The 17,804-nt window shown below is 41.0% G+C and carries 15 protein-coding genes and 1 pseudogene; 3 read left to right on the top strand and 13 right to left on the bottom strand.

The genetic code is table 11. The features are described from left to right. Window positions 1–133 precede the first annotated feature (133 nt). On the bottom strand, window positions 134–1,966 hold the full coding sequence (lepA, locus tag A9Q68_RS01770; protein WP_071792947.1) for a translation elongation factor 4: 1,833 nt from the start codon (window positions 1,964–1,966) through the stop codon (window positions 134–136). A 402-nt stretch (window positions 1,967–2,368) separates the two neighbouring features. Between lepA and A9Q68_RS10940 the strand changes: the two genes are divergently transcribed. After that, window positions 2,369–2,641, top strand: coding sequence for a hypothetical protein (locus tag A9Q68_RS10940; RefSeq protein WP_071792946.1), 273 nt, complete (start codon window positions 2,369–2,371; stop codon window positions 2,639–2,641). A gap of 66 nt (window positions 2,642–2,707) precedes the next feature. On the opposite strand, the gene ndk is transcribed toward A9Q68_RS10940, so the two are convergent. The 9 genes from ndk to cdaA all read right to left on the bottom strand — a co-directional run bounded on the left by ndk (window position 2,708) and on the right by cdaA (window position 10,997). Beyond that, window positions 2,708–3,145, bottom strand: coding sequence for a nucleoside-diphosphate kinase (ndk, locus tag A9Q68_RS01760; RefSeq protein ID WP_071792945.1), 438 nt, complete (start codon window positions 3,143–3,145; stop codon window positions 2,708–2,710). A 389-nt stretch (window positions 3,146–3,534) separates the two neighbouring features. Further along, window positions 3,535–4,155 carry a TIGR01906 family membrane protein gene (locus tag A9Q68_RS01755; RefSeq protein ID WP_071792944.1) on the bottom strand — a complete coding sequence of 207 codons (621 nt, stop codon included), beginning with the start codon at window positions 4,153–4,155 and terminating at the stop codon, window positions 3,535–3,537. Beyond that, on the bottom strand, window positions 4,155–4,919 hold the full coding sequence (locus A9Q68_RS01750) for a TIGR01457 family HAD-type hydrolase (RefSeq protein ID WP_071792943.1): 765 nt from the start codon (window positions 4,917–4,919) through the stop codon (window positions 4,155–4,157). Before A9Q68_RS01750 ends, A9Q68_RS01755 begins: the two co-directional genes overlap by 1 nt. A gap of 12 nt (window positions 4,920–4,931) precedes the next feature. Further along, window positions 4,932–5,663 carry an acyl-ACP thioesterase domain-containing protein gene (locus A9Q68_RS01745; RefSeq protein WP_071792942.1) on the bottom strand — a complete coding sequence of 244 codons (732 nt, stop codon included), beginning with the start codon at window positions 5,661–5,663 and terminating at the stop codon, window positions 4,932–4,934. 10 nt (window positions 5,664–5,673) lie between these two features. Next, a complete protein-coding gene (gene hemW, locus A9Q68_RS01740; protein WP_071792941.1) occupies window positions 5,674–6,804 on the bottom strand; it encodes a radical SAM family heme chaperone HemW in 1,131 nt (376 codons plus the stop codon). 44 nt (window positions 6,805–6,848) lie between these two features. After that, entirely contained in the window at window positions 6,849–7,517 is a 669-nt protein-coding gene (locus tag A9Q68_RS01735; protein ID WP_071792940.1) for a GNAT family N-acetyltransferase, read from the bottom strand. A 262-nt stretch (window positions 7,518–7,779) separates the two neighbouring features. Further along, the gene (gene glmM / locus A9Q68_RS01730) at window positions 7,780–9,132 is read right to left on the bottom strand and encodes a phosphoglucosamine mutase (protein WP_071792939.1); all 1,353 of its coding nucleotides are present in this window, start codon (window positions 9,130–9,132) and stop codon (window positions 7,780–7,782) included. Window positions 9,133–9,192: 60 nt separating this feature from the next. Next, entirely contained in the window at window positions 9,193–10,149 is a 957-nt protein-coding gene (locus A9Q68_RS01725) for a CdaR family protein (RefSeq protein ID WP_071792938.1), read from the bottom strand. 2 nt (window positions 10,150–10,151) lie between these two features. After that, the gene (cdaA, locus tag A9Q68_RS01720) at window positions 10,152–10,997 is read right to left on the bottom strand and encodes a diadenylate cyclase CdaA (protein WP_071792937.1); all 846 of its coding nucleotides are present in this window, start codon (window positions 10,995–10,997) and stop codon (window positions 10,152–10,154) included. 101 nt (window positions 10,998–11,098) lie between these two features. Between cdaA and murT the strand changes: the two genes are divergently transcribed. Beyond that, window positions 11,099–12,442 (top strand): lipid II isoglutaminyl synthase subunit MurT, encoded by a 1,344-nt coding sequence (gene murT / locus A9Q68_RS01715; RefSeq protein ID WP_071792936.1) that lies wholly within the window; start codon window positions 11,099–11,101, stop codon window positions 12,440–12,442. Then, window positions 12,442–13,230, top strand: coding sequence for a lipid II isoglutaminyl synthase subunit GatD (gene gatD / locus A9Q68_RS01710; protein ID WP_071792935.1), 789 nt, complete (start codon window positions 12,442–12,444; stop codon window positions 13,228–13,230). Before murT ends, gatD begins: the two co-directional genes overlap by 1 nt. A gap of 84 nt (window positions 13,231–13,314) precedes the next feature. On the opposite strand, the pseudogene A9Q68_RS01705 reads toward gatD, so the two are convergent. The 3 genes and pseudogenes from A9Q68_RS01705 to A9Q68_RS01695 form a co-directional block, all read right to left on the bottom strand. Next, a pseudogene (locus tag A9Q68_RS01705) lies at window positions 13,315–13,425 on the bottom strand (LPXTG cell wall anchor domain-containing protein); the annotation flags it as partial. Window positions 13,426–13,792: 367 nt separating this feature from the next. After that, window positions 13,793–14,782, bottom strand: a complete 990-nt coding sequence (locus A9Q68_RS01700) for a lipoate--protein ligase (RefSeq protein ID WP_071792933.1) — start codon at window positions 14,780–14,782, stop codon at window positions 13,793–13,795. A 255-nt stretch (window positions 14,783–15,037) separates the two neighbouring features. After that, the gene (locus A9Q68_RS01695; protein ID WP_071792932.1) at window positions 15,038–17,803 is read right to left on the bottom strand and encodes a cation-translocating P-type ATPase; all 2,766 of its coding nucleotides are present in this window, start codon (window positions 17,801–17,803) and stop codon (window positions 15,038–15,040) included. Window position 17,804 lies beyond the last annotated feature (1 nt).

The raw sequence follows: 17,804 nt of genomic DNA, 5'->3' as shown, positions 1-17,804 counted from the left end.
AAATTTATCATTCTACTTGTTAATTTGTCGCAATTTCTCGTTTAATTTATGAGATTGTTTGTCATTATCATAATCAAAAAAACTGGCATCAAAAAAAGCAAAGACAATTCCTTTGTCTTCACTTTCATTACTTTTATTTTTTAGTGTCTTCATCCATTGAGAGAACGCTTAGGAAAGCTTCTTGTGGGACTTCGACGGAACCGATGGCTTTCATCCGTTTCTTACCGGCTTTTTGTTTTTCTAAGAGTTTGCGTTTACGGGAAACGTCACCACCATAACATTTGGCCAAGACGTTTTTACGTAAGGCTTTGATGTCGGAACGGGCAACGATTTTTTGGCCGATGGCTGCTTGGATTGGCACTTCAAATTGTTGGCGTGGGATGATTTTCTTTAATTTTTCAACAATAAGTTTTCCACGTTCGTAGGCAAATTCGCGGTGGACAATAAAGCTGAGGGCATCAACTTTTTCAGCATTGAGAAGGATATCCATTTTAACCAATTGGGATTTGCGGTATTCGGAAATCTCGTAATCAAAGCTGGCGTAGCCGCGGGTTGATGATTTAAGCTTGTCAAAGAAGTCAAAAACAATTTCTGCCAGAGGAATCTGATAGATAACATTGACGCGGTTATCATCAATATAATCCATGGTTACGAAATCGCCGCGCTTCCTTTGGGCTAATTCCATAACAGCCCCTACGAACTCCTGAGGCACCATGATTTGCGCTTTAACGTAAGGTTCCTCGATGGACTCGACCTTAGTTGGATCTGGGAACTCGGACGGGTTTGACACGCGAACCATTTCGCCATCTGTGGTGTTGATTTGGTATACTACCGATGGCGCTGTCATAATTAAGTCAATATTGAATTCACGCTCCAGACGCTCTTGAATAACATCCATATGCAAGAGACCCAAGAAACCACAACGGAAACCAAAACCAAGCGCTTGCGAGGTCTCAGGCTCAAATTGCAAGCTGGCATCGTTAAGCTGCAACTTCTCCAAGGCTTCCCGTAAGTCGTTGTACTTGTTGGACTCAATCGGGTAAAGGCCGGCAAAGACCATTGGATTCATTTGTTTATAGCCGTGCAGAGGTTCAGCAGCAGGATTGGTTGCAAGCGTGACAGTATCACCTACACGTGTATCAGCCACCGTCTTAATAGATGCTGCGATGTAACCAACGTCTCCGGTTGCTAAGAATTGACGACCCACTGTTTTCGGGGTGAAAATACCAACTTCAGTAACGTCAAAGGTTTTACCATTTGACATCATTTGAATCTTGTCACCTGGTTTAACAATACCATTGATAATCCGAACCTGAAGAATAACGCCACGGTAGGCATCATAAGCTGAGTCAAAAATCAAGGCTTGTAATGGGGCATCCACATCACCTGTTGGTGCTGGGACCTTTTCAACAATTTGTTCCAAGATTTCTTCTATCCCAATACCTGCTTTGGCTGAAGCTAAAACTGCTTCAGAGGCATCAAGTCCAATAACATCTTCGACTTCCTGACGAACCCTTTCTGGATCAGCAGCGGGCAAATCAATTTTATTGATAACTGGAAGAATTTCCAAGTCATTGTCTAAGGCTAAATAAACATTAGCAAGGGTCTGAGCTTCAATCCCTTGAGCCGCATCGACAACTAGTACTGCGCCTTCACAGGCAGCAAGGGAACGAGATACCTCATAAGTAAAGTCCACGTGTCCTGGGGTGTCAATCAGGTGAAGAATATAAGTTTCTCCATCTTTGGCTGTATAATTAAGCTCAATAGCATTGAGTTTAATGGTAATCCCACGTTCTCTTTCCAAATCCATCGAATCCAAAAGTTGGGCTTGCATCTCACGAGAAGAAACCGTTTCTGTTTTTTCTAAAATTCTATCTGCCAAAGTCGATTTGCCATGGTCAATATGGGCAATAATCGAAAAATTTCTGATTTTTTCTTGTCTTTGTTTCAATTCTTGACTATTCATTCACGTTTTATTCCTATACAATTTTTCGTTACCCTTAATTATAACAAAAGACAGGTTAAAGCGCTATAAGAATAATCCTGTAAAAAGTGGTTTGGTCAGGTTAAGCTATCTGATAATGTTATTATTTATCATGAAAATGCTACCTTTTTGTAAGCAAATTGTCATTGTTTTCTTCTTATTTAATTAGTATTCTGTGTTATAATTAACCTTATGAAAAGATTAAATCTCACTGGAGAGAGATTCGGTAGGCTGAAAGTCATCAAAAGAACTGATAAAAGAGCCGGTAATAATGAGGTGGTCTACATCTGCCGCTGTGATTGTGGGAAAATCATAGAGGCTTACACCTCTTTACTGAGACGAGGAAAGACAAGGTCTTGTGGTTGTCTCCACCGAGATACAAGAATGAAAGATTTATGTGCATTGAACGCTAAAAAGACCATCATTGACGGGGTCGTCATTGATATGTTTGAAAATCGTCAAAACAAAAACAACACCTCTGGTTTCAAAGGGGTTTACAGCCATGGACAGGGCTTCATTGCTCGTATCTGTGTCAAAGGTCAACATTATCACGGACCTACGAGACGAACAAAAGAGGAAGCTTACTTAGATCGCCTAGCCTTTGAAGAAAAACTTCTTCCAGAGGTAGCTCGACAAGAGAAAGACAAAAAAGAATAGCTCTATTACTGAGTCAGACAAGAGGAAATTCCAAGTACTGACTTAAGTATAGCTATTCTTTTTTTATTATTTAACTTCTTCAGCTGCTTCTTTACCAAACCAAAGTTCAATTTCACGTTTAGCTGAATCACGAGAATCAGAACCATGAACAACGTTCATCATTTCACCCTTATCATTTGGTGCTTGGGCAAAATCGCTACGGATTGTTCCTGGAGCTGCTTCTTTAGGATTTGTTTTCCCCATCATGGTACGCCATGACTCAATGACTTCATATCCCGAAATAATACCAATCAGGATTGGACCACTCATCATGTAGTCCATCATTCCAGGGTAAAATGGTTTATCAACCAATTGATAGTAATGTTGATCAAATTGTTCTTTAGTCGGTGTTACCAATTGAAGTTGGTCAAAAGTGAAGCCACGTTTTTCCATGCGAGCAAGAACGTCGCCAACTAAGCCACGTTTAACACCATCCGGTTTTATCATAAAAAATGTTTTTTCCATTAGAAGTTCTCCTCTTATTTTTTCTCATTATAACACATATGTAAGGGCTTGCAAACAGAAAATCAATAAATTGATAAAAACATCTAAAAAGCCTTTATTTACACTGTTTTTACAGAAATATTCCATGGAAAATTTATGAAAACGACAAATTCAATATGCATTTTTTGTCTATTTTTCGTAATAAATATTCATTATCAAAATAAGCTTGGATAAAATTTAGTAATAACTTTAATGAAATACAAAAATACCCTTTTCATGAGAAAAGGGAAAAAAGTAATTCTGTTTTCTTTCGTTCTTTTTGATACTTTCCAATTGTGGTTCAAAGAAAGTAGACAGTTTTCATAAATTTTATTTCAAAACAAACAAGCTCTTTATTGAACTTGTTTTCATTATTTCCTTCTTCTGCTTATGCCAAATAGTCCGATGAAAATGGCTTCATAAAGAATGAAAAATAGGATGAAGCAATGCATGAAAAAGGTTTCGGGTAGGATCCAAATGACGGGATCCGTTAAGGGGTCAAAGGACCAGTTGTCCTTACCGACAAAGAGGATATGGTGGAAAAGGACAAAGAAGTTGTCGAAACCTATGAGTAGCGCCATGGCCGCAATGGCTAGGGGCAAGATAACAGCCAGGCCAAGAAAGTGGCTGTAGAGTCCTAATGTTTTTGCTTCGATGTTCTTATAGAGAAATGGCAGAGCTGGTAGGGAGCTGAGGACAAACAAAGCTTGGGTTAAGTGAAAAAGTCCTTTGACGTCTGCGAAGTGGGCTAAGCCTGCTTTTGAGGCTGTGAAGCTGGCAAACTTTAGGGACTTGACTAAGGGATTGGTCAAGTAGTTCATGAGGCCGTTGAAGTTATAAAGAATGGATTTTTTTGTCATAAAAACCACTTTTGTAATCTTCAGTAGATCCACTTCGATGGGATAGAAAAGCCAGGCCAAATAAATGGTTAAAAGGACAGATAATGAGAGGACCCAGATGAAAGTTGATAGCATTTGCAATTTCTCTTTCATCACAGCTCCCACTCATCTAAGCTAGCCATCACATAATCCGGTTGAACCGGGAGACTTGGTACTTCTTCTGGCTTGGTAAAACCGGTTGTCACAAGTAGTGTTGCCACATCATTTTGGATGCCTGCCATGATATCAGTTAGGTAATTATCGCCAACCATAATAGCTTCCGACCGTTTAACACCTAAGATCTCTAGGGCCTTGTTCATGATGATAGCATTGGGTTTGCCGATGAAGACCGGTTTGACACGGGTAGCTGATTCTAATAGTGCAACTAAGGAACCTGCACCCGGCATAAGCCCTCTTTCTGTTGGAATATTTAAGTCTGGGTTAGTTCCGATGAAAAGGGCACCTTTTGCGATAGCTAAGGTCGCTACCGAGAGCATTTCGTAGGTCAACTGGGTATCAAGGCCTACCACGACATAAGCAGGATTTTCAGTATCTTCCTGGTAGCCGGCTTGGGCGATGGCACTTTTGAGGCCTGTTTCGCCGATAACGTAGGCGGTTTTGCCCCGATTCATATCATTCATGTAATCCACGGTGGCCATGGTTGCCGTGTAAATGGTCGCAAGTGGTGTCTCAATGTCAAACTGGCTCGACAGCATGTCCTGCACCATTTCAGGTGTCCGCGTGGTATTATTGGTTACCAAAAGATAGGGAACGTTTTGCTCCTGCAGTCTTTGGATAAAACGCTGACCTGCGGGGATGCGCTCTTTTCCTTTGTAAATTGTTCCATCTAAGTCAATTAAATAGCCTTTATAGGTCACAGCTAACTCCTTTTAGTCGATTCTCATCCATTCAATGATGGCTTGCGCGTTTACCTGCCCTTCGGATTTGATCTCATGGCGGGTGGTTAAATCATCTTGGACAAAGCTGGATGTGATCTGACCGCCTGGCGCAACTTCTTTGACATATTTGAGGCGCAGGCTGACAGGGTTATGGTGTCTGAGGAAATCATAGCCTAGACTATCATACATCCAATCCAAGTACTTGCTGTTGTTGACATGGCCGTTCATATCGATATCAAAATAACGGACATGATAGGTTTTTTCTTCTGGATTTTCCAAAGCTTCCGGTTTAAAGGCCCGGCGCATTTTTTTCACAAATTCAGATTCATAAGGTTGGACTAATTCTTCTGGAATGGTTGAAACCTTACGGGTTTCTGGATTCATAAGGGCAAAGAAGGTTAGGATATCTGCTAATTCATTACCTTCTTGGTCGTAAATATTAAACTGGCGATAACAGAATAATTTATTGTATGAGACAGCTTCTGTTTTGATGGTAATGGTCTCATTGAAAACGGGGAGGCGTTTGATATTGACTTCATAGTCAGTGATAATCCAAATGAGATTGAAGTGTTCTAAAACGTAGGCATCACTGCGATTTAAGCCGTTGGATTGACGGGCAGAGACGGTTAGACAGTAGGCCAATAATAAAGGTAATTTGGCATCGTGTTTGACATCACACAAGTCAAAGGGCATGGTGAAGCTTTCTTGATATTGTAATCCCATGTTAATTCTCCTATTGTAAAATAAATTTCTCTGCTACGGAGTCCCCTAAGAAGAGGCCTCGTTTGGTCATGCGCACGATTTGGGGGTCATCGACTAGGAGCCCATCTGCTACCAGTTCTTTCACAATTTGGCCGTACCTTTCTTCAAAAGAATAAGGAAACTTGGCTTCAAATTGAGGGATGGAAACACCTGTCTTTTTCCGCAAGCCCAGGAAGAGCTCTTCTTCCATCATCTCTTCCATGGTCAGAACCTCTTCTGTCAGGCGGGCATTGCCCTCGGCCACGGCCTTGAGGTAGTGTTGGATGGGAACCCGATTGCGGTAACGGACGCCGTCCAAGTAACCCGAGGCACCGGCACCACAGCCGTAATACTCGTCGTTATCCCAGTACATGAGATTATGCTGGCTGAAAAAGCCTGGTTTGCCGAAGTTGGAAATTTCGTAATGTTCGAAGCCATTGGCCTCCATTTCGGTGATGATGTACTCAAACATTTCAGCTTCTAAGTCTTCTGTTGGTAGGTTGAGTTTGCCACGGCGCATCTTATTCATAAAGACGGTATGATGCTCCAGAATCAGGCTGTAAAGGCTGAGATGGGGAATATCTAAGGCTAGGGCCTTGGCTACATTTTCTTTGACCTGATCCAAGGTTTGTCCTGGGAGAGCGTAGATTAAATCGATCGAAATATTATGGAAACCGGCTGCTTTAAGGCTATCAATAGTTTCATAGATTTGCGCTTCATTATGGCTGCGGCCAATTTGTTTTAAATGCTTATCATTAAAGGTTTGCACCCCTAGCGAGATGCGGTTGACGGCTGAATTCTTGAGGACTGCCACTTTTTCTGCGTCTAGATCTCCTGGGTTGGCTTCGATTGTGAATTCTTCTAAGACAGAGAGGTCTAGGCCTCTTGTTAATTCTGTCAGCAGGTAGTCTAATTGCTGGGCGGTAATGGCTGTCGGGGTACCACCACCGATGTAAAGGGTCTTCAATTGCTTGATGTCATAAGAACGAAATTCAGCAATAAGAGCCTGAAGATAGGCATCGACAGGCTGATTTTTGATAAAGACTTTGGAAAAGTCACAATAATAACAAATTTGTGTACAAAAGGGGATGTGCACGTAAGCTGAACTTGGTTTTTTCTTCATAGTATTATTATACCACTTTTGTTTTAAAGGTCAGCCTAACAAGATTAATTCTTACTGCTGGGGCCTTGCTCTACTGCCTTAGTCATTTTGACAAAGTCATAGACGCTGCCATTTGTAGCTTGTTTGAAAATGGTCTCAGCTTGGTATCCTAGATTTTTATAACATTTAATGGCTCGGCTATTAAAGGTCGCAACATTAAGAACAAAAGTTTGAGCTTGATAATTGGATTGGGCGTAGTCTTCAATGGCTTTTAGGAAGGCTGCACCATGGGATTGCCCAGTCCACTTGGGAGCCATGCCAAGACCGATTTCCAGTTCTGAGCCCTGCTCTTGAAATGAGGCAAAGCCAAAGAGAATCCCATTGCGGATGACCTGAAAGTAGCTGTTTTGACGAAGCTCGGTATCCATCATCTCCGCATAGTCTTCAGGGTCTGCGGCTAGGTTGTAGAAATCATAGGGTTCTGGATATTGCCAGTCCTTGGCAATGATTTCAGCAGAATGCTGGGTCATGGGCATGATGTAATACCAAGGCTTCTTCTGCCAGATCTGAAAAAGCTTAGACATGTATTTGAGGCGGCGCTTCTGAACCGAACAGATATCCGATTGATAGATATAATCGATATAACCCTTTTGGTATTCAGGAATGATTTCTTTAAAATAGGCAGAGGCCTGGGGATCCAAACGTTTCAGAATTTCTTGGATTTTCGCTTCCATTTAGGTCTCCTTTTTTATAAAATGAATTTTTAATTTTCAAGATGAGAAATTGAGAAAATGAGTTTCTATCGGTTTAAGGATCCTTTTTAGCATCTCATCTTCACTATTTTTTATTAAGAGCGTTTGTTGATAGCAGATAATTAAAATAGCTGAAGCTAGAACAGACTTGTTCTAGCTTCAATAGTATATTAAATCGAATTTTGTTTTTTCTAACCACTATCGATCAGAAAAAGTATTGAAATAGTATTTGAAATATCTGTTTTTAGTCAATTCCAATTTCTTGGCGGACAACATCGGCGATGGTATCAACATAGTAGTCGACTTCTTCATGGGTTGGTGCTTCTGCCATGACACGGAGGAGGGGCTCTGTTCCACTTGGTCTTACCAGGATGCGGCCGTTGCCTTGCATCTCAGCTTCCATTTTTTCAATGATAGCTGCGATAGCTGGGACTTCCATAGCTTTGTCTTTCATGCTATTTTCAACACGAATGTTAACTAATTTTTGTGGGTAGATGGTTACTTCACTAGCTAATTCTGACAGGGTTTTGCCAGTTTCTTTCATGACCTTGGTCAATTGAATAGCTGTTAGTTGGCCGTCACCAGTTGTGTTGTAATCCATGATGATGACGTGTCCAGATTGTTCACCACCGAGGTTATAATTGTTTTTACGCATTTCTTCGACAACGTAGCGGTCGCCGACTGCGGTGATGGCTTTATTAATGCCGTGTTCATCTAGAGCTTTGTGAAAACCGAGGTTAGACATCACTGTAGTAACGATGGTGTTTTGCGCAAGGAGTCCTTTTTCTGATAGATACTTCCCAATGATAAACATGACTTTATCACCGTCAACAATTTGGCCCTCTTCATCAACCGCAATTAAACGGTCACTATCCCCATCAAAAGCCAAACCAAGATCTGAACCATTTTCAAGGACAAGTTCTTGTAATTTTTCTGGATGAGTTGAACCGATGCCATCATTGATGTTGAGACCATTTGCTTTTTCACCAATGACAGTGATGTCAGCGTTTAAGTCTAAGAAGATATCACGCGCTGATACTGATGCTGCCCCGTTGGCAGTGTCAAGGGCAACTTTCATGCCTTCTAAGTCAAGACCAGTTGAGACTAAGAATTTTTCGTATTTTCGTAGGCCTTCTGGATAATCAACAAGTGTTCCTAAGCCTTCAGCACTTGGGCGAGGTAGGGTATCTTCACTAGCATCTAAAAGAGCTTCTATTTCTAATTCTTGATCGTCAGCTAATTTAAAGCCGTCGCTACCAAAGAATTTGATGCCGTTATCCAAGGCTGGATTGTGGCTGGCTGATATCATAACACCAGCGCTAGCATTTTCGGTTCTTACTAAGTAAGAAACACCCGGTGTTGCTAGGACACCTAATTTGTATACTTCAATCCCAACAGATAGCAAACCTGCAACAAGAGCTGATTCTAACATTTCTCCTGAAATGCGGGTATCTCTTGCTACAAAAACTTTTGGTCGTTCTGTTTCATGTTGGCTTAAGACGTAGCCTCCAAAGCGACCTAATTTAAATGCTAATTCCGGTGTTAACTCAATGTTTGCTTCACCACGCACACCGTCTGTTCCAAAATATTTCCCCATAATTTATCCTTCAGCGCCTAAGCGCTTCCTCCGTTTCCAAATTTCCTTTGATATTATGTATTATTTCTTTTTCGTTGTCAACTGAACCACAACTGAAGTTGGTTCAATCGAAACCCCATCAGCCTTTAAGCTTACAGTTTTATTGGTATTTTTTGTGACATCTGAAATGTCAAATTCAGCCACCACTTCATAAGTATTATCCAAGACCTCTTTAGGTCCTGAAATAATCGCCGTTTGTCGAGATAATTTTGGCGTAATAGACGCAAGACCACCATTAACAGTACCAAGCATAGACATGCGAATTGGCACTTCTTTTGTGATTTTCTTAATAGATACTTTGAGGTTGGTTCTGGCAGGACTGATAGAGCTGGCCAGTACGGTACCGTCCGCAGAAACGGCTTGTAAAGTCACCTCGTCACTATAATCTTCTTTCAAATTGACATCATCAGGTAGTTTTGCCACAACATGGTCAATTAAATCAATTTTTGATTCATCAGAAGTCACTTCTACCTTACTAATGTCTGTTGAAATTTCAGCGATTTCGTAACCAGACGCAATCTGTTTAGAATCTGCGCTACCGCTAACAGAAAAAGTTTTGGTCTTTTTCTTACCGATGGTTACTGAAATTTTGCCCGGTGTCACCTTTGCCGCAACGCCAGATGGTAAATTATTGACCTTGAGAGGGACTGTTACTTTACCAGGCTTGCTGTGGGACAAATCTGCCACAATCTTAAAATTACGGGTGTCACTATTGACTTCAGAATCCAACTTGATCCGGTTGGTAGAGGTCAGATAGACTTGGGCTCCGTATGAATACTCACTGATAAAGTATTTATCACTATCGTACTTGAGATCGATAGGGACATCGGTTAAGCTGTGCGTATAGGTTTCTATTGGGCTGTAGAGTTGGCTATTTGAATTAGATACACTACTTGATGCAGCTGCTAAAAAGAGAACGATAGCTAGGAAAATAGAGACGAGACCTAACCAAAGGCGACTGTTAAAAAATGATTTCACGCTTATTTGCCTCCCATCCATTTTTTATACCAGGGAGTATTTGGTGTACCACCCTTGATTAAATAAGAGCGTAAGACTGACTCAAATTCTTCTTTAGACAAATCATGAAGGAATTGTCCTTTACGTGTGATAGAAATACCACCTGTTTCTTCAGAAACGACAATGGTAATGGCATCTGAATTCTCTGATAAGCCAATTGCCGCCCGGTGCCTTGTTCCAAACTCTTTGGAAATAGACATGGATTCTGACAGTGGCAAATAAGAACACGAAGATAAGACTTTGTTTTCTGAAATGATAACTGCCCCATCATGCAAAGGCGTGTTGGGGATAAAGATATTAATTAATAACTGACTAGAAATGTCCGCATGCAAAGGAATCCCTGTTAAAATATATTCTTGCAGGGTTTGTGCTTGTTCGATAGCAATCAAGGCACCAATTTTCCTGGGACTCATATAGGCTACTGATTTAACGATAGCATCTAAGAGTTTCTCTTCGTCACTCATTAATTCTTTAGGTCGAAATACCTGGGTCGAGCGCCCAAATTTTTCGAGACCTGCCCGAATTTCCGGTGCAAAGATAATAACACCCGCGATGACACCGTAAGTAATGACCTGGTTCATCAGATAGGTAATGGTAGTCAGTCCTACCCATTCCGCGACAAAGCGCAAAATGATAAATAGTAAGACCCCTTGAACCAAGGACATGATTTTGGTGCCGGCTAGTGCCTTGATAAAGCGATAGATGGCATAGGCTACAATCAGGATGTCTAGTAGGTGGATGGTGACCAGCCAAGGATCACTAAATAAACTTTGAATAAAGCGAACGTCGATATTACTAAGATTACTCATACTACTCTCTTTCTATGTGAAATAGATATCTGTAACATTATAACATTTTTCTTAAAGTTTTTCTGTATCTAAAATCATCAATTCTATGTTAAAATATAAACATGAAAATGAAGACATTAATGGGCATTACTGCCGGAAAAACAGCACAGACGGTACTAAAAAGTATGGGTCGTGGTTCAACCTATCCAGGAAAATTAGCCTTGCAATTTGACCAAGACATTCTAGATACCCTAGCTAAGGATTATGAAATTGTTGTTGTCACAGGGACCAATGGGAAAACCTTAACCACTGCTCTGACTGTTGGCATTTTAAAAGAAGCCTACGGAGAGGTTTTAACCAATCCAAGTGGAGCCAATATGATTACAGGGATTGTATCGACTTTCCTTTCGGCTAAGCCTGGTAAAAATGGTAAAAAAATTGCTGTTTTAGAGATTGATGAAGCCAGCTTGCCTAAGGTAACTCAATACATTACCCCAAGTCTTTTTGTTTTTACCAATATTTTCCGGGATCAAATGGACCGTTATGGGGAAATTTATACCACCTACCAAATGATTCTTGACGGGGCGAAAAATGCACCAAAGGCAACCATTTTGGCTAATGGCGACAGTCCGATTTTTGCTTCTAAAGAAGTCATTAATCCGATTAAATATTATGGTTTTAATACGGAATCACATGAGCCACAGTTGGCCCACTACAATACTGAGGGTATTCTCTGCCCTAAATGTGAGCATATTCTACAATACAAACAAAATACTTATGCTAATTTGGGCCACTACGTCTGCCTTAACTGCGACTTCCAGCGTCCAGGCTTAGACTACCAATTGACTGAACTAGCAGAATTAACCAATTCTTCTTCAGCTTTTGTTATTGACGAACAAGAATACAAGATTAATGTCGGTGGCCTTTATAACATTTATAATGCCTTGGCTGCTGTGGCTGTGGCTGAGTTCTTTGGCGTTGACCCGCAACAAATCAAGGCTGGTTTCAACAAGAGCCGGGCTGTCTTTGGCCGTCAGGAAACCTTCACTGTTGGGGATAAATCTTGTACCTTAGTCTTGATTAAAAACCCAGTTGGTGCTAGTCAGTCCTTAGAAATGATTAAATTAGCAGATTATCCATTTTCTTTATCAGTCTTGCTTAATGCCAACTATGCTGACGGTATCGATACCTCATGGATTTGGGATGCTAATTTTGAGCTGATCAATGACATGGACATCACCGAAGTTAATGCAGGAGGCGTCCGCCACTCGGAAATTGCTCGCAGACTTCGGGTCTCAGGCTACGAGGAAAACAAGATCACGGAGTTGGAAAAACTTGAGGATGTCATGGCTGCTATTCAGCAACAAGAAGCTAAACATGCTTATATCCTCGCTACCTATACTGCTATGCTTGAATTCCGCCAAATCCTGGCCAACCAACACCTTGTCGGAAAGGAGATGAACTAATGACTTATACTTCACTACAATCTCCAGACAACCGCGACTATAACTATGAGCTTAATATGGCTCATCTTTACGGCAATTTGATGAACACCTATGGCGATAACGGCAATGTCCTCATGCTCAAATATGTGGCTGAAAAGCTGGGCGCAAAGATGACTATAGATATCCTATCCATTGGTGACAACTTTGATACTGATCACTACGACTTGGTTTTCTTCGGCGGCGGTCAGGATTATGAGCAGTCTATTGTGGCAAAAGATTTACCTTCAAAACGAGAAGCCATCGCCAATTACATCAACCAGGATAAGGTCATTTTGGCCATCTGCGGGGGCTTTCAATTACTAGGCCAGTACTATGTCCAAGCTAACGGTGTTAGAATTGACGGCATCGGGGTCATGGACCACTACACTTTGAATCAGGAAAACAACCGCTTTATCGGCGACATCAAGATTCACAATGCTGAATTTAATGAAACCTATTACGGCTTTGAAAACCACCAAGGCCGGACGTTCTTATCGGACGATGAGAAACCACTGGGCAATGTGGTATACGGAAACGGCAATAATAAGGAAGATGGTAGTGAGGGGGTTCACTACAAGAATGTCTATGGCTCTTACTTCCACGGACCAATCCTCTCTAGGAATGTTAACTTGGCCTACCGTCTGGTAACAACTGCCTTAAAAAACAAGTACGGACAAGAGCTTAACTTGCCGGCCTACAAAGACATCCTGGCTAAGGAAGTTGCTGAAGAGTACGCAGACGTTAAAAGTAAGGCCGAATTTGAGAAATAAAAATGATGATTCAAAAAACCTCCGAGGAGCAATTCCTCAGAGGCTTTTTTTACTATCATGAATAGGTAGAATATTGCTTAATGTTTAGTCTTTTTTAGTTTTTACAGCAGATATCGTACCTGCACCAGCCATAACTGCTAAAGCAGCTGCCGTGAAGAATGGGGTAACTGATTCACCAGTTAAAGGCAAGCTTTCTCCAGCTTAAGCAATTATAGTTGATTTTGCTGCATTGTTAACTGCTAAGCATTTTTTTAAGAAGAGAGCATTGACTGATCAAAACCTAAGCGAGATCCGACAAGAATTATTGATGAATCTGATAAAACAATGCCATTACAAGGACTGAAAAGCCTTTGATTTTTCATTTCAACTCATAGGGTGCAATTTATTTTCTGTATATTTTTTTAGCTAAAATGATTAGTCAATCACCTAGGAAATTATTAGAGCTTTGGCATAAGTTTTAGTAGTAGATTTCTAAAAGGATCCGCTTCCGTCCCAAGCACTCAAAAAAGTATGTTTAATAAAACCCATGAAATCATCCGATTCCATGGGTTTCTCTTATTCATTAAGCAACAATTGCTTTGGCAATTTCTTCGACAGTCATGCCTGAGAAGTATTGTGCTGTATCGATGCCTTGAAGTTTTTCAAGAACATCTTTATATTCGTATTTAGAACCGATTAATAAGGCTTCAATGTCTTGAACATCTTTAATTCCGAAGAAGTCTCCGTAGATTTTGATGTTTTTGATGACAGAATTTTCAACGTTGGCAAAGGTATTGATTTTTCCTGCTGCATAACGAACATTGCGTTCGATGGTGTATTCAGGGGCTTTACCGTAAGTCCAGTTCCAGCTACCGAATTGTTCATCAGCTAATTTTTGGATTTTCGCCAATTCATCTTCAGAAAGCACGTACTCAGTCATGTCTGGATATGTTTCTTTCATTTTATCCAAGATTTTATCTGAGAATTCGTTAACCGTAATTTTTTCTGGTAACTCGTTAAGAATATTGGTCACGCGGGCACGCACTGATTTAATCCCTTTAGATTCGATTTTATCTTTGCTGACTTTAAGGGCATCGCCGAGCACTGTCATGTCAACATCGAAGAGGAGACAACCATGGTGCATCATCCGGCCTTTGTAATAGGCTTGAGCATTTCCACAGAACTTCTTACCATTGATTTCCAAGTCGTTACGACCAGTAAATTCAGCTTTAACACCTAAGTCAGCTAGAGTTTCAATAACAGGTTGAGAGAAAGTTTTAAAATCAAAGGCACCCTCAGTTGTTTTGTTAGAAATGATAGTGTAGTTAAGGTTATTGAGGTCATGGTAAACAGCTCCACCACCAGAAAGGCGACGAACCACGTGGATTCCGTGCTCATCAGTATATTCTTTATTAATTTCTTGAATAGTGTTTTGGTGTTTACCAATGATGATTGCTGGCTCATTGATCCATAAAATGAAGATTTCATCTTCTGAAAGTAATTCTCTAAAAGCGTAAGCTTCTAAGGCAATATTATAAGCTGGGTTGTTACTTTTGTTAACAATATATTTCATTTTTTTCTCCTATTTTTTTCGATTAATTACAGTCTCTATTTTAAGCCAAAAACCCTTAAAAAACAAGCCTTTGGCTCCTATGATAGGTCACCTAAAGGCTTGTTTTTCTCTGTCTGCTATAAGTTTTAGTAATAGGTCATTTATTTGCTAGCTTACAATTTTTGAATGCAGAATTTATTCATATGGCTTAATAATCTTGAGAATTTTTCGTTTCTAGTCTTAAAAATTTCTAAAAATGCTATATCTACAAGCTTCTCATTTCTTCTTCAACCTTAATCGAGTTTCTTCCATGGCCGTCATTAGGAATGGACATGTTAGTAGATAGAGCCAATGAATTGGTGCTAATGGGGCTGTGTTAAAGATACCTTGTAAAAATGGCAGATAGGTCAAGCAAAGGAAGAGGAAGATTTCCAAGATGATACCTAAATTGATTAACTTATTAGCAAAATACTTGAGAGTGAAAATGGATTGGCCATCTGCCCTGGCGTTCATGACCATGCCCATTTGGGCAAAAATGATAGCACCTAGAGTAATTGTTGTTGCTTGGTGGTATAGGAGACCGTGATTGACAAAATGATTGAGATGACCTTGTCCTAGATAATAAACGAAGAAGAATCCTATCATGGCAATCAGTGATTCAAGCATGCCATACCAACAAAAGGCTTTAACAATCAAGCTGCGATCGAGTAGGCGGTCTGTGATTAACCGAGGTGGTTTATCCATGACGCCTTCTACTGGTGGCTCGATACCAAGCCCCAATGCCGGTAACATATCTGTTCCTAAGTCAATGGTCAAGATTTGCATCACGGTTAATGGAAGGGGAATAAAACCTTTTGAGAAGAGGAAAAAGGCTGATGGGACTGCTTCTGGTCCATTGGACGTAATAATGTAGGACAAGAATTTTTGGATGTTGCGGTAAACAGCTCGACCTTCTTCCACCGCATGAACAATTGATGAAAAGTTATCATCGGTCAATATCATATCAGCAGATTCTTTGGCCACATCGGTACCGGTAATACCCATCGCAACCCCGATATCAGCTCTTTTCAAGGCTGGAGCATCGTTGATCCCATCACCTGTAACGGCCACTACTTCGCCCATTTCTTGCAAGTTCTTAACCACCCTGAATTTCTGTTCTGGTGCCACCCGAGCAAAGACCACTTCACCTTTCAAAGCTTTTTTAAGCTCTTGATCGGAGAGATGAACAAGTTCTGAACCTGAAATCACACGTGCTTGCTCACCTTTGACGATACCAATTTTTTTGGCAATACTCAAGGCGGTGATGCCGTAATCTCCAGTTACCATGATGATGCGGATAGAGGCCTTATGGCATTTTTCAATGGCCTCAATAACCCCCTGACGTGGTGGGTCACTCATGGAGATTAATCCGATAAAAATTAATTCCTCTTCCACATCCTGCAGGGTCAGTGAATTCTTATCAGTCTCTGCTGGCCAATCCCGGTAAGCAAGTGCTAAGACGCGGAGCCCTTCTTGAGCGAATTGGTCATTGGCAGCCAGACTGGCTTGGAAATAAGCTTCTGTCATGGGATGGACACCATATTCATCACAATAAAAGGCAGCTTTTTCTAAAATCTCTTTGGGAGCTCCTTTGGTGATGGTAAATAAGGTACCTTGCTCAGCTGATTGGTGAAGAGTGGTCATCCGCTTCCGAACGGAATCGAAAGGAAATTCTCTGAGTCTTGGGTAGGCTTTTTGAAGGTCAGCTAATTGGAAGCCAGCTTTTTCTGCAAGGACATTGAGGCAGGCTTCGGTAGGGTCGCCAAGAACAGTGTAATTAGGATTTTCGGCATTTGGCGCAAGGACTTTGGCGTTGGAGCAGAGAGGAGCGTATCTTATCAGTTTGGTGAGGAGTTGGTCCTGATCTGGCTTAATGGTTTCCCCCTCTTCTTGCAGCTCACCATGGCTATCATAACCGAGTCCGGTAACATCAATTTGGCGGCCAGATGTCCAAAGGGAATTGACGGTCATTGCATTTTGGGTCAATGTCCCTGTTTTATCAGAACAAATAACTGAGGTGGCTCCTAAGGTTTCAACTGAGGATAGTTTCTTAACCAGGGCATGTTCCTTTGCCATTCTTTGCACTGCCATGGCAAGGGATAAGGTTACTGTGGGTAAAAGACCCTCTGGTATAAAGGCAACAATCATTCCTAAAGCAAAGATAAAGGCTTGAGCAAAGGGTTGTCCTACTAAGAACATAGAAGAAACGAGGAAGAAAAGACCGATTGAAACAGCTATTAAGGAGATCTGCTTTGTCAAAAGGTCTAATTCTTTTTGCAAAGGACTCTTTTCTTCCTGCATTTCTTGTGTAAGGTGGGCAATTTGACCAAATTCAGTGGCCATTCCGATAGCTGTAACAATAAATTTGCCTGAACCAGCTGAAACACTGGTTCCAGCAAAAACCATGTTATCAAATTCTAGAGATGTTTTATTGCTGTCGCTATCAGGAAATTCTGTTTTTTCAATGGGATTGGATTCCCCGGTTAAAGCTGACTGGTTAACCTTTAAATCATTACTTTGGAGAAGGCGTCCATCGGCTGAGATTTTATCCCCTTCTTCAATTAAGACCAAGTCCCCAATCACCAAATCTTCGGCTAAAAGTTTGCATTCTTGTCCATCTCTTATGACACGGCAATAGGAAGGCAACATACGTTTGAGGGCTTCGGTCGCCTGACTAGCCCGATGTTCTTGGACAAAGCTAAAAAGTCCGTTTATGACATTAACCATCCAAATGGCTATGCCCAGTTCCGGACTATGGGAGAAAATGGCAATAGCCCCTGCAACCCATAAGAGGATTGCCATGAGGCCAGTAAAATTCTTAATAAAAGTGACAAAAAGAGATTCTTTCTTTTCGGCAGCTAAAATGTTCTTACCAATCATGGCTTGGCGGGCAAGTGCTTCTTGATTGCTCAAGCCCTCTTGGCATGTTTCTAGGAGGTCGTATAGGCCTTGTTCATCTGCTTGGTGGACTTGTTCTAAGTTCCCATTATTCCAATTATTCATG

It is taken from the genome of Streptococcus bovimastitidis, from assembly GCF_001885095.1.
Taxonomy (GTDB): Bacteria; Bacillota; Bacilli; order Lactobacillales; family Streptococcaceae; genus Streptococcus; species Streptococcus bovimastitidis.
This window is presented reverse-complemented; position numbering and strand designations above follow the sequence as displayed.

Excerpts from the sequence above, each read along its gene's own strand:
- A9Q68_RS01755 (WP_071792944.1), bottom strand. The coding sequence starts at position 4,155 with ATGAAAGAGAAATTGCAAATGCTATCAACTTTCATCTGGGTCCTCTCA.
- A9Q68_RS01735 (WP_071792940.1), bottom strand. The coding sequence starts at position 7,517 with ATGGAAGCGAAAATCCAAGAAATTCTGAAACGTTTGGATCCCCAGGCC.
- glmM (WP_071792939.1), bottom strand. The coding sequence starts at position 9,132 with ATGGGGAAATATTTTGGAACAGACGGTGTGCGTGGTGAAGCAAACATT.
- cdaA (WP_071792937.1), bottom strand. The coding sequence starts at position 10,997 with ATGAGTAATCTTAGTAATATCGACGTTCGCTTTATTCAAAGTTTATTT.
- ndk (WP_071792945.1), bottom strand. The coding sequence starts at position 3,145 with ATGGAAAAAACATTTTTTATGATAAAACCGGATGGTGTTAAACGTGGC.
- gatD (WP_071792935.1), top strand. The coding sequence starts at position 12,442 with ATGACTTATACTTCACTACAATCTCCAGACAACCGCGACTATAACTAT.
- hemW (WP_071792941.1), bottom strand. The coding sequence starts at position 6,804 with ATGAAGAAAAAACCAAGTTCAGCTTACGTGCACATCCCCTTTTGTACA.
- A9Q68_RS01700 (WP_071792933.1), bottom strand. The coding sequence starts at position 14,782 with ATGAAATATATTGTTAACAAAAGTAACAACCCAGCTTATAATATTGCC.
- lepA (WP_071792947.1), bottom strand. The coding sequence starts at position 1,966 with ATGAATAGTCAAGAATTGAAACAAAGACAAGAAAAAATCAGAAATTTT.
- murT (WP_071792936.1), top strand. The coding sequence starts at position 11,099 with ATGAAAATGAAGACATTAATGGGCATTACTGCCGGAAAAACAGCACAG.
- A9Q68_RS10940 (WP_071792946.1), top strand. The coding sequence starts at position 2,369 with ATGAAAGATTTATGTGCATTGAACGCTAAAAAGACCATCATTGACGGG.
- A9Q68_RS01745 (WP_071792942.1), bottom strand. The coding sequence starts at position 5,663 with ATGGGATTACAATATCAAGAAAGCTTCACCATGCCCTTTGACTTGTGT.
- A9Q68_RS01695 (WP_071792932.1), bottom strand. The coding sequence starts at position 17,803 with ATGAATAATTGGAATAATGGGAACTTAGAACAAGTCCACCAAGCAGAT.